Annotated in this window: 12 protein-coding genes; 2 read left to right on the top strand and 10 right to left on the bottom strand. The window is 33.0% G+C overall.

The features are described from left to right. Nucleotides 1-95: 95 nt before the first annotated feature. On the bottom strand, nucleotides 96-1,397 hold the full coding sequence (locus DG435_RS01195; protein WP_106794194.1) for an aspartate aminotransferase family protein: 1,302 nt from the start codon (nucleotides 1,395-1,397) through the stop codon (nucleotides 96-98). 56 nt (nucleotides 1,398-1,453) lie between these two features. Continuing rightward, nucleotides 1,454-2,206: an AraC family transcriptional regulator gene (locus DG435_RS01190; RefSeq protein WP_106794195.1), complete on the bottom strand. Its 753-nt coding sequence runs from the start codon at nucleotides 2,204-2,206 to the stop codon at nucleotides 1,454-1,456. 381 nt (nucleotides 2,207-2,587) lie between these two features. Here DG435_RS01190 and DG435_RS01185 point away from each other — a divergent pair, with 381 nt between their 5' ends. Continuing rightward, nucleotides 2,588-3,937 carry a DUF5995 family protein gene (locus DG435_RS01185; protein WP_106794196.1) on the top strand — a complete coding sequence of 450 codons (1,350 nt, stop codon included), beginning with the start codon at nucleotides 2,588-2,590 and terminating at the stop codon, nucleotides 3,935-3,937. A gap of 92 nt (nucleotides 3,938-4,029) precedes the next feature. Here the strand turns inward: DG435_RS01185 and DG435_RS01180 are convergent, their stop codons facing one another. From DG435_RS01180 to DG435_RS01150, 7 genes are all read right to left on the bottom strand, one after another. Then, entirely contained in the window at nucleotides 4,030-4,221 is a 192-nt protein-coding gene (locus DG435_RS01180; RefSeq protein ID WP_074406110.1) for a cold-shock protein, read from the bottom strand. 152 nt (nucleotides 4,222-4,373) lie between these two features. Further along, on the bottom strand, nucleotides 4,374-4,826 hold the full coding sequence (locus tag DG435_RS01175) for a DUF4440 domain-containing protein (RefSeq protein ID WP_106794197.1): 453 nt from the start codon (nucleotides 4,824-4,826) through the stop codon (nucleotides 4,374-4,376). A 3-nt stretch (nucleotides 4,827-4,829) separates the two neighbouring features. Next, entirely contained in the window at nucleotides 4,830-5,249 is a 420-nt protein-coding gene (locus tag DG435_RS01170) for a nuclear transport factor 2 family protein (protein WP_106794198.1), read from the bottom strand. 19 nt (nucleotides 5,250-5,268) lie between these two features. Further along, a complete protein-coding gene (locus tag DG435_RS01165; RefSeq protein ID WP_106794199.1) occupies nucleotides 5,269-6,021 on the bottom strand; it encodes a type 1 glutamine amidotransferase domain-containing protein in 753 nt (250 codons plus the stop codon). An 88-nt stretch (nucleotides 6,022-6,109) separates the two neighbouring features. Further along, nucleotides 6,110-7,150: an AraC family transcriptional regulator gene (locus tag DG435_RS01160; RefSeq protein WP_106794200.1), complete on the bottom strand. Its 1,041-nt coding sequence runs from the start codon at nucleotides 7,148-7,150 to the stop codon at nucleotides 6,110-6,112. A 252-nt stretch (nucleotides 7,151-7,402) separates the two neighbouring features. Next, nucleotides 7,403-7,969, bottom strand: a complete 567-nt coding sequence (locus tag DG435_RS01155) for a hypothetical protein (protein WP_108840541.1) — start codon at nucleotides 7,967-7,969, stop codon at nucleotides 7,403-7,405. A gap of 432 nt (nucleotides 7,970-8,401) precedes the next feature. Beyond that, the gene (locus tag DG435_RS01150) at nucleotides 8,402-8,626 is read right to left on the bottom strand and encodes a (4Fe-4S)-binding protein (RefSeq protein ID WP_199852722.1); all 225 of its coding nucleotides are present in this window, start codon (nucleotides 8,624-8,626) and stop codon (nucleotides 8,402-8,404) included. Between the two features lie 251 nt (nucleotides 8,627-8,877). Between DG435_RS01150 and DG435_RS01145 the strand changes: the two genes are divergently transcribed. Next, nucleotides 8,878-10,263: a hypothetical protein gene (locus tag DG435_RS01145; RefSeq protein WP_106794201.1), complete on the top strand. Its 1,386-nt coding sequence runs from the start codon at nucleotides 8,878-8,880 to the stop codon at nucleotides 10,261-10,263. Between the two features lie 243 nt (nucleotides 10,264-10,506). Here the strand turns inward: DG435_RS01145 and DG435_RS01140 are convergent, their stop codons facing one another. Beyond that, on the bottom strand, nucleotides 10,507-11,772 hold the full coding sequence (locus DG435_RS01140) for a hypothetical protein (protein WP_106794725.1): 1,266 nt from the start codon (nucleotides 11,770-11,772) through the stop codon (nucleotides 10,507-10,509). Between the last annotated feature and the right edge of the window lie 20 nt (nucleotides 11,773-11,792).

The following is an 11,792-nucleotide window of genomic DNA, read 5'->3' as shown; positions in this document are numbered from 1 at the left end:
ATGACGATTATAATGTTTAAACTTAATATGAATTTATATAGCTAACAATGCGTAAAAATACCTGTTTTTAAGTCAACATGCTATAAGTAGCTTTTTTATTGAATACAATCCTGTATTGCTTCATCTAAGATCGCAATCCCTAAATCTATTTCTTCAATACTTATGGTTAATGGTGGAGCAATTCTAAAAACGCTTCCGTACCCTTTCATTCTAACTATATTCATATTTAAGCCTAACTCAAGACATCTACTGCATATTTTTTGACCCAAATTATCGTCTGGTATCTTCGTTTCCCGATCTTTCACAATTTCAACTCCTAATAAAAGTCCGCTACCTCTTACATCTCCTATACATTCATATTTCTCATGTAGTTGTAGCAATTGTTCTTTTAAGTACTTTCCTTTTTCCAAAGCGTTTTCGGCTAATTTTTGTTCATCAAGTATATCAAAAGCGGCTATGCCAAAAGATGCACAAAAAGGATCCGACACATGAGAAGTTACATAAACAAACCCTCTTTTATGACATTCTTCTTCTATTTCTGCTGTGGTGACCATTGCTGCCAAAGGAAGCCCACCTCCTAGTGTTTTTGATAAGGTTAAGAAATCAGGAGTAACATCATATTGTTCAAAAGCAAAAGTTTTCCCCAGGCGCCCTAATGCCGTCTGAGCTTCGTCAAATATTAACAATAGCCCACGTTCGTCACATAATTCTTTTAACCTTTTAACATAGCTGGGTTTTAATTCAATCATCCCTGCGGCACTCAATAAAGGTTCGGCTATTAATGCTGCATATTCTCCAACCGATTGCTGATCGGCCATTTTCATACCTACCTCCAGGCAAGTATGATCACAACTATCTTTACAATGTGCAATTGGGCAACGATACTCATAAGGTGCTGGTATCATCAAACTACCCGACATAGCAGGTCCATATCCCTTTCTTGTTTTTGAATAGGTATACGATTGCGCTCCGGCCGTCATACCATGCCAGGATCCGGAAAATCCGATAATTTCAAAACCGCCTGTTACTAATTTTGCCATCCGTATAGCTACCTCGTTCGACTCGGATCCGGTGTTCAGAAATATACATTTAGATAGACTATCGGGTAGTTTACTGGTTAATTTTTTGGCAAGATCAATAACAGGAGGAGACAAGATAGAACTTAATAAATGAATAGCCTTATCTCCTGATTTTTCTAATATTTCAACAAACTTTGGATGATTATGTCCAAATACAGAACACATTTGACCAGAAGTGAAATCCAGAATCGCATCTCCATCCTTAGTATAAATATAGCTTCCAAAGGCCTTTTCGGCAATAAAAGGTGAAAACTCACCACAGTATCGTATTAGTGCTTCCTGGGCTTCTTCTACTTCTTTAGCATTTAAATCTTGCATAACGTTTTACTTTTGATAGCAAGTTCTATCAATCTTAAATCCTAAAATTGTAAAATTCAATCATTTTTAACCAGATCGGCATATTTTTTTGGGATCATCCCTACATTCATTTTAAAGTATTTATTAAAATGACTTTGATCAAAAAACCCCGTATCATATGCAATATCCGTAAAGCTTTCCTTAATTTTTATGTACTCTTTAGCTTTTTCAATTCGTAGATTTTGTAAATAGCGAATAGGTGAAATTCCAATATTGGTTTTAAAAAGACGTTGAAAATGGCTATCACTTAAACAGGTTAAATCCAATAATTCTTCGACAAGTATGGATCGATTATAATTATGCTCAAAATGCACCAGTGCCTTTTTTAAAATAATTTTTGACTTCGTTGAGTTAGTGCTATTACTAACCAAAAAATGTTTAAATATATCCGGGATTTTAGTTTCTTCATTATCTCTGGCATCAAAGTTCTTATTATTAGTCATAATCGATTCGAACCAAGTATCAAAATGATTTTTATAAGAATAACAATTCTGTATTATCGTTACCCCCAATCGATTGTTGGAGATATTATTAAAAGAGTATAATTTCGGAACTCTAATCACCTTATAATAAAAAAAATTCTCAACTAATGTCTGATGTGCTACAAAAGGAGGGATTACTACCAAATCACCCGCTTTTAAGGTAAATATAGCATCTTTACATATAAGATTTGAGCTTCCATTTATGATATAGGAAAATGTATAGCGATCCGGATGCAAATGCATCGGAAAAAAATGTCTTTTATCATAACATATGGTCGCACATTCCATGTTATAGGTAATTTATAATACGAAGGTAAGTAAAAAACACACGTACTCTTTACATAAAAATAGTCATTATAACCACAATACCAGTGTTTCTTAAATTGAATTTTAAGGCATCTGTATTTTAGAAATTGAAGAACTCTTAAGTATTGATAATGATTACTTTGGTCTGAAACATGCGATATTTTCAACAATTTTAGGTAGAAAACCCGCTATAAATTGGGGGTTTTAACTCTTTTTAATTGATTGTGAAATCTATAACTTTAGTAAATCTAAATACGAGCTAATGTGACAATCATAATTTTAAGCAACTAAATTATAATTAGATGCAAAACGAGTAGAACCAAAACTATATATACAATGTAGTTTTATCTTAAATCTGTTATTATGAATCCAGCTTCTATCGATGAAGTAATCGAAAAATTAGAATCTATTCTTCAATGGTCAAAAGAACATTCCAGTCGTGTTGGTTATTTCGCTAGTTTATATTTGCGAGTAACTCAAACCATTAAAAGCAAATTAGGTACCGGGTATTTTGATAATGATGAACGACTTGAAAAGTTAGATGTTCATTTTGCAGCACGCTATTTCAAAGTAGTTGAACAATTTCAAAACAATGATCCTGCCATGCCCAAAGCGTGGGCGGTTGCTTTTAATGCGATAACAAACAATGAGCTAATTATTGTTCAACATTTGTTATTAGGGATGAATCCACATATCAACATTGATTTGGGCGCTGCAGCAGCAGAAACTTCTCCCGGTGTAGCTATTCATGGTTTACATGATGATTTCCAAAAGGTAAATACTATTCTTGCTTCTATTATCCCAACGGTTCTGAGTGAACTAAGTGAACTTTCTCCATTATTATACTTGTTAGAAGACATTGCAGAAAAAGAAGAAGAAGCAATTATCAATTTCAGCATGAAAGTTGCTCGAGATTTTGCTTGGAAACTTGCTATCGAATTAGCACCGCTTACATTACCTAACCAACAAATCGTTATTGAACAAAAAAATATAAGCATAGCCCAGTTGAGTGAAAAAATTATTGATCCAGGTTTTATGGGAGCATCGGTTTTGAAAATTATTAATTCGGTAGAAGTGAAAAATGTCACTCAGATTATTGATACCCTAAATGCAGGAAACGAATTGCTCGAACTAATGGAACAAGGGCAAGATATCATACTAAATCCACAAGCCCTGAAGAAAGCGCCCAACCAGGTATATTATTTTCAAATAGCAAAAGGAGAATGGACAGGTGATTTTAATTTTAAAATAAAGAGTTGGTCAAAAATGTTTGGTGCCTCGATTAGTTTAAAAAATAAAATGTTGCTTACTATGATGGGGTTGTTTCAAAAAATAATTGGAAATGCTTCTATCAAATCAATTATTACTCCATTACCAAATGAAGGAAAAGCAGGTGTTGCCAAAAATGATTTCCGAATTCATAAAGGTTGGTTTACCCTTTTTGTCTCTAAAGAAGATTACCATTTATCTCCTAATGGTAAAGGAGTAGTTGTAGATGCCCATGTTCGTTTTGGACCTTTTTCTTTTTTGTTTAAAGAGCATGATGTTTATCCTGCGGTAATTTATGATAATGGATTTAAAGCGTTATACCACATTGATTTGTTAGGCACCAAATTTATTGGTAACTATACCGTTCGATCAGATCAAAAGCAAGTACATTCAATTTTAGAGAATGATTGGGCAAAGGCAGAAGAAACCTTGAATATACAATGATAGTTTATACTATTACATAGTAACAATAGTATACATAATAAAAAAAGCCCATCAATAATGATGGGCTTTCATTAAACTTGAAAGTATATGTATTAGATAACTTTTACGTTTACCGCGTTTAATCCTTTGTTACCTTCTTGTAGATCAAATTCAACTGCATCGCCTTCACGAATTTCGTCTACTAATCCAGAAATGTGTACAAAATGATCTTTGTTAGCACCTTCTTCAGTGATAAATCCAAAACCTTTAGCGTCATTGAAGAATTTTACTGTTCCTTTATTCATTGTAATGTAATTAAATTTATTATATAATTTGTTTTGCAAAGATGGTGTCAATTATTTGATAAATAACAAATTAATTCATTAATTTTCAATTATATATCAAATTGACAGTAAAACCCTACTAAACAGAAACTGTCATTATCAAAACACAAAAGTCATTTAATAGAGTTCCATATATCTAAATATATTTTCCAGTTAGCTCCTACTTTTTTCCAGACGATTACATATTTACCTTTCCAGGTAATTTCTTCTCCATCAGCTTTTTTTGTAGTGCCTTGATAGGTACCATAATCATATGCTTCATTACCAATAATTTTAATTTCAATTGGATCTATTCGATGATTAATGATCTTTATTCCCTCAGGAAGCCTCCAATAGCCTAATATACCTTCAGTTCCTTCAATAATTTTTAGATTATTAGGAAATATTTTAGCGTCTTCAGTATATGATTCGCCGATCATTTTATAATCTGAAGTGTTAACATATTTAGAGAAATTTTTACCGTTTTCTAATAGTTGTTTAATCTCTGTCTTTTCTCCGATATAGTTTTGCCCCGTGGCTTGATTACAAATAAATGCCAGAAGTAAAATTGATAAAAATGATTTCATTTTTTAGTTTTTTTGTTGTCTATAGAATATCTTACTAACTACTTTCCATTCTCCATCTACTTTCAACAAATTCATATAATCAATAAATGTAAATGTCTCATATTCTATTTCAAGTCTTGCTTGTGCTGCGTTTCCTGTTACATCTATAGATGCAATGTTTGTTTTTCGATTTTGTTTCGGTCCGGGCTTCATTACTTTTTTAAAAAACTCCAAAGCATTTACCTCTTTGTAAACTCCTTTTGAAATAAATTTCATCGTAGCATTGGTATGGAATGCTTTTTTTAAGGTTTCAAAATCATTGTTTGTACCACCATCCAGGTAATACGTAACGGTCTTTTCTACTAGTGTTTTATCAGATTCTTGAGCAAAAGTTAATGAAGAGGTACTTAAGCATACGAGTAGGATATAAAGTATTGTTCTCATCTGTTTTATTTATTTTAAGTTATTTATGATTTGTTTTCTGAAGCATTGCTACAACTTGTTTCGCAACAGATACTGAAGCTGTAGGATCTTGTCCGGTAATTAATCTACCATCTACAATATAATGATTATCCCATCCTTTTTTAGAATAGGTGAAATTTCCTCCATTTTTAGTAATAGCCTCTTCAATAGAAAAGGGAAAAGTTTTATAATACGCTTTGTTTTTATTTTCAAAAGCATCTGCAAAACCATTTACCTCTTTTTCTTCATACAGATATTTTCCATTTGTTAGCTTTAAATTTACAATTCCTGCAGTTCCGTGACAAATGGTTGATACAATTCCTGTATTCTCATAAATTTTCCTTGAGATACTCTGTATGGCTTTATTCTCAGGAACCCCGAACATAGCAGCCCCACCACCACTATAATAGACCGCTTTATAGTTTTTTGCATCAATAGCATCTGGTGAGTACGTGTTTTTAAATAAATTCATAAAATCTAAGTCGTCTAAATATTTTTTTTGAATAGGATCTGAGGTATTTATATATCCTATCGGAATTTCGCCACCCTCTGGGCTTACAAAATCAACCTGGTAGCCCGATTTTACAAATACATCATACGCCAAAACGATTTCTGCAAAATGATTAGCGGTTTTTAGAGTTGTGTCTCCATAGGTGCGTTGATTAGAGGTAACAAACAAAATCTTATCTTTTGAAGATGCAGAGCACCCCATAAAAAGAAAAACCACCAAAAATGATACTATACAATTCCTCATACTGAATTAATTTTCAGCAAATTTGAAAAATCATTACCTATATCGGTTTATATATTATAAATCAGAAGTACTGATTTATAAATTAGAACTATACTGCTTCTTTTTTATAGGCCGCAGGAGTTTTACCCACTATCTTTTTAAAGGTAGTATAAAATGTTGATTTAGAATTAAATCCACACTCATACCCAACAGCTTCTGTAGTGTAATTATCTTCATTAATCAAAAGTTGTTTAGCTTCTTGGATTCGATATTCATTAATAAATAAAGGGAAGCTTTTGCCTAGATTGTCATTTAGAAATTGAGATAAATAGTGTGGTAAAACATGTAGTTGTCTAGAAACATCTGCAAGTTTTAAATCCGGATTTTTAAATAGCTCCTTTTCTTTAATTATACTATCTAATTTGATTTGAAATTCACTTGCTTCATTAAGATCAATCTTTTTATCAGCATATTTAATAGTATCTTCAAAAAACAAAGACGTTTTATTTCTTTTCAATACCCAAAATAAAATTAAAAGGAAAAATACAAACGAAAACGAAAGTGCACCTACAATATACGATGTATAAGATCCGATATTATACCCCATCCAGATAATAGATACTCCACCAAATACACTTAAAACCCAAATTTCTATTTGTTTTATTTTATGTTCTTTAGAAAACAGTCCCTTAAAAACCGATTTTAATAGAATTGCTGTGCATATGATATACAACAACCATTGCAAATAAATGATTTTGACAAAGAATCCAGCCCATAATCTTTTATGTTCCCAATAGGGATATATAACACTTAACACAATGACTATCACCAAAACTGGAATAACATGAAATAACCACCAGCCTTTACGTTTAGATTCAATTATTAAGCTTTTGGTATATAGGTATAAAAACGGACCTATTAAAACACAAGCAGAAAGCCCTATTTGTATAAATATTTCAGATAATTCTGGATTAAAATAAAAGAAAACAGATTTTAGTATTCGTACACTTAATACAAATAAAAGTGCCGACAGAAAATAATTAGACAGTCCTCTTTTTTTAGAAAAGAAAGCAAAATAAAAACTTAACAAAAAACCATTTAACGCTCCTAGTGCGCTAAAGAGAAATAATAATTGACGCTCTAAATCCATGAAAATATAAAAAGTAAACCCGTTGTGTATTTTAAAATTAATACTATAAAAAGCGTCAGGTCGAAGCACTCGAATTGACGAATTTGGTATTCAAAAATATCAAAATACACAACAGGTAAAGTAAATATATAGCAAATATTTAGAAATGATTTATAATTTTCATTTCCATTGCAGATACAGTACTCCTATCTTACTATTTTTTGTAAGCTGTGGAATCTCATACTTATTTTACTATTTTATGTAGTTATTAAACTACACCAGCTCACGTCTTAATTCATTTAAGGAGATGTTGCTATTGATTAATCTGGTGATTACCTCTTCACGAAATTCATCCAAATCATCATAATCATAATATTTGGCCCACTTGTAGGTTTCGAGAAGGTTTTTGATTTGCTTGATAAGCTTTCGGGTTGCATCTGCAGAACGTAGCACAGCAACCTGATCATAATCAGGATTATCTTTATGCATATAGCTTACCTTTTTGGTTTCAAAATCAACCGAAATATAATAGGCATCTACATCGGGATCCAGATTTTCTCTAAAATCTGCCCAATCTGCATATCCCAATCGTAAATCGTCAATTTCTGGAGGAAAATCAGATACTAGTCTCCATTGACACTTTGCAGCCCTACCCCAATGGTTAGACATTCTATACACTCCATGTTTTGTGTAATAATAGGTACTCCCCGACTCACTTCTATAATTTGGTTTTCTTCTCGAGATTTCGCGTAGCGAAGCCCCTCTGAATACACAATATGTTTTGTTAAAAAAGTTATAGCGCGTATAGACTTTAACCTGTTCCTTTTCCTGATGCTCCAAATGTTTGTTTTTTTCCCGGTGGCAAAGAAATCACAATTTTTTCAGAAAGTAAAAACAAGTTTTTAACATCTTTTCACAAGACTACTTTCTTGCCCTTATAGCCTTTGGATATCAACTTCCCTATATCCCAATAAAATTAGAGTATAACATTGAAATTTCTATTAAAAAAGGGGGGATTTAACCTATGTGTATTAGGCATTACACTCTTTTTTGAGGACCGTTAGTGTACTAATTTTGTCCCAAGGGTTTGTGTTATAAATAACAAAGTGAACATGATAGTCAATTCGTCTTTGACAGGCTCATCAAACGAGAAGTAAAGAAAAGTTCTGTTGCAGGGACTCATATTTTTGAATTAGCTTGATTCTAAAAAAGCATCTTGTTCTGTAACAAGATGCTTTTTTGTTGAGCATACCTGACTAGTTCAGGCCAAAACTACTTTGCATTTTCATGAAATGCCAAAGCGCCAGAAGGACATTTTTTGATCTGATTTTCTAAAGCTTCAGAAGTAGCCATCTCTGGGCGAATCCATGGTTTTTCTTTAGGTTTGTATACCTCTGGTAAAGTTTTTACACAGTTACCTGCATGAATACATTTTCCTGGTTTCCAAACCACTGTAATTTCTCCATTGGTGTATTCTTTTCTAATTTCGTTTGCCATAATATGATAATTTAAAGTGTGGATACAATACTATATTTATAACAATCTTTTAAAGATATGGCTTCCTTTTTAATACTATACAAAAACGAATTGTTTTCTTAATTAACCCGAATCATATTCGATAATGTATCGATATACACTATTTTATTAGGTTCTTCTATGTCACGTTTTCTTAGGCCGGTTATAGATCATGATGTAACGTTTTTGGGTATTAGTCTTCTAATAGATATCAGTTTTAGATATATTTAGGAATGAAAAAGGAATTCTTTACTGCTGTTAAGGTATATGTGAGCACCTGGTTATTAATCATATTGTTTTTCATTTCATTATCATTACGAGCAGATATTAGCCTTAAAAAATCATTAGAAAGCTTAGTAGAAGTACTTCCAAATACTACATTCTTAACTGGTGTTCATGTTCTATTTGCCTTTTTATATGCACTCTTTTTACTCATTCGATATTTTATAAGAACATACCGTCGCAAGGGTATTGTAATTATGGGAAAACAAGTTGTGTTTGGAGTAGTGATTCCTGTTTTCATCTTATTTGGTATTTATAAAGCTATTATACATGCTAACAGCACAGAAGAGTTCTCTTATCAATGGGACCATTCTGTAGAAAACACTAATGGCACTACAAATGATCTGTATAAAACCGATGGAAAACATCGTGGAATGAGTGTATTTGGTTGGGGTTCTAATAATAAAAAATCTATTGCTACACTGATAAAGAACAATGTAGAATGGGTAGCTGTTATTCCTTTTTTATACCAAAAAGATCAACATACTATAAAAATGAATACTCCAAAGGCTATTGGGCAATGGTCCAGGAGGGATTCTGTTTTTATCAACAGCATTGTACAATTACAAGCAAAAGGAGTTCATGTACAACTAAAACCACATTTATGGATGGGCGAAGGCTGGCGTTCTGATATTTCTCTACCATCAGCCACCGATTGGGATATATGGTTTGATTCTTACCGCAGTAATATGATTCATTATGCCCATATGGCACAAAAAACAGGAGTTGAATTATTCTGCATAGGTACAGAGCTACGATCATCTCTAAAACATCAGCCAGATCGATGGAAGGCCCTGGTACAGGAAATCAAGACTATATATCATGGTAAGCTTACGTATGCTGCCAATTGGGACGGAGAATTTGAACATGTCGATTTTTGGAAAGAATTAGATTATATCGGTATACAAGCTTATTTTCCACTTACCAAAAAATCTAATCCCGATCTGATTACCTTAAAAAAGGGCTGGGATACTCATATCTCAAAATTAGAAACTTTATCTCAAACTCACCAAAGGCCAATACTATTTACAGAGGTGGGCTATAAAAGTGAAGCTTCTGCTGCAATACAACCCTGGGAATGGCGCTCTCTTTTTGGTATCCTATATCAGAAAAAATCTGATCGTACCCAACAACTTGCATATCAGGCATTATTCGAATCATTATGGAATAAAGAATGGTTTTCGGGTATGTACATCTGGCAATGGAATACCAGAACCTCTATCAATAGTGCATCTACAAGCCTGGATTTTTCACCACGATATAAAGCGGCACAAAATACCATTGCAAAATGGTATGCCTTGCCCATAAATAGATCTAAAAAGAGTAATTACGATTAAAAAACGAGGGGCTCAGTATACTATTATAACCTGAGTTCGACCTAAACTAAAATGTTATAAAAAGCGTCAATTCGAGTGGTTTTTCAGAATGAAATGGAGAAAAACTGTATCGAGAATAGCTTTTTTAGATAGAAAATCACTATTCTCGATACAATCTTCCAGTCTATACTGAGCTATGTCGAAGTATCAGATCACTCGAATTGACGTGATTTTCTTACGTCGAACTCAGGTTATAAGGTTTATTCACTCTGTTATTATTTTGTGCCTATCACATGTTCTTGGGATACGTAATTCTTCGGTACCAACCAAAATACCATTAGCTATAAAAGTATTCGTTTTATTCAGTTTTACGATAGTATACGTTTGTTGTGTAGTATTAATTTCTTGAATATTCAAAATTTTCACGGGACTAGAAATAGTTTGTAATAGACTTCCTTCCTCAAGTTGTTTAACATTATCAAACCGATATGCCATCTGTGTTTTCTCGGGAGAATAAGACAACCAATCTCCAGAAGAAGATAAGAGCGGATGATCGCGAGTACAGGTAATAGTAGAACCATCAGATAATGAAATGGCAATTAGAGTATCATGAATTGGTTTTGCCAGTTCTTGAATAATCGCAGCAATATAGCTATCTGTAGCTTGATGATAAGAAAGTATCTGTTCTCCTACACTTACATCTTCTATAGCTTTCTGGGTGTGATCTGCCATAGTGATTAAAGTCCCTTTAGCAAAACAGTGTACATCTATTCCATCAAAATAGATTTCAGAGAGCACCGTATCCTCATATTTATCTCCCGGATATACCTCCATAATCTCGAATTTCATGGTCCAGGGTGGTAAACTTTTTGAAGTAACATAGTCTATGTTCTTATCTAATTTGCCAATTGGAGCTACTTTAAAATGTTGTGCTGCACGTTGATCTGTAAGATTTAGGATGGCATATGGTTTATTTTTAATATACATTTTAAGTTTTTTCACACGGCTGTTGTTTCGCCAGGCCGTTTCACTTTTCACATGCCCATTTACAACGATAATTTCTGTGATACGCGGCCTTCCCTGGTAAAAACTATATTCGAGATATTCTCCTACTCCATATCCTGGTACTCCTTCTACCCATACGTTTTTATAGTTAAGATCCATTGCATTTTCTGCGCGATAATTTATGCTTCCCTGATCTGCCAGATATGATGATGCGGTTTCTTTAAATGACCCACCACCACAATACCAACTACACCCCTGGCCTTCGATATCCCAATAATTAGTCATTGTTTCATCTACTATCTTATCTAATTCTGCTTTCTCTTCCTGGGTAAGGTCTTCTTTTTTAAGCCCTTTTGACATACGTTCCCAAATGGCCTCACAAGCTTTTCTGTTTCTGTTAAACTCCTTTTCATCTGTGGTATTTAGATCTAGTAACTCTATACTTGTTGGCGTGAGCACCTTTATTTCCTGGCTATAAGAAAAAAGTGTAATGAGTAATATGATACAAGTAAGTGTATTTTTCATCTGTTCTTTTTTTATTGTTT

The organism is Aquimarina sp. Aq78 (assembly GCF_900299525.1).
GTDB lineage: Bacteria > Bacteroidota > Bacteroidia > Flavobacteriales > Flavobacteriaceae > Aquimarina.
The sequence above is the reverse complement of the archived record's forward strand: the minus strand, read 5'-3'. Positions and strand labels throughout refer to the sequence as shown.

Coding starts and splice junctions, on each gene's coding strand:
- DG435_RS01140 (WP_106794725.1), bottom strand. CDS start 11,772: ATGAAAAATACACTTACTTGTATCATATTACTCATTACACTTTTTTCT.
- DG435_RS01190 (WP_106794195.1), bottom strand. CDS start 2,206: ATGGAATGTGCGACCATATGTTATGATAAAAGACATTTTTTTCCGATG.
- DG435_RS01175 (WP_106794197.1), bottom strand. CDS start 4,826: ATGAAATCATTTTTATCAATTTTACTTCTGGCATTTATTTGTAATCAA.
- DG435_RS01195 (WP_106794194.1), bottom strand. CDS start 1,397: ATGCAAGATTTAAATGCTAAAGAAGTAGAAGAAGCCCAGGAAGCACTA.
- DG435_RS01170 (WP_106794198.1), bottom strand. CDS start 5,249: ATGAGAACAATACTTTATATCCTACTCGTATGCTTAAGTACCTCTTCA.
- DG435_RS01165 (WP_106794199.1), bottom strand. CDS start 6,021: ATGAGGAATTGTATAGTATCATTTTTGGTGGTTTTTCTTTTTATGGGG.
- DG435_RS01185 (WP_106794196.1), top strand. CDS start 2,588: ATGAATCCAGCTTCTATCGATGAAGTAATCGAAAAATTAGAATCTATT.
- DG435_RS01150 (WP_199852722.1), bottom strand. CDS start 8,626: ATGGCAAACGAAATTAGAAAAGAATACACCAATGGAGAAATTACAGTG.
- DG435_RS01160 (WP_106794200.1), bottom strand. CDS start 7,150: ATGGATTTAGAGCGTCAATTATTATTTCTCTTTAGCGCACTAGGAGCG.
- DG435_RS01180 (WP_074406110.1), bottom strand. CDS start 4,221: ATGAATAAAGGAACAGTAAAATTCTTCAATGACGCTAAAGGTTTTGGA.
- DG435_RS01145 (WP_106794201.1), top strand. CDS start 8,878: ATGAAAAAGGAATTCTTTACTGCTGTTAAGGTATATGTGAGCACCTGG.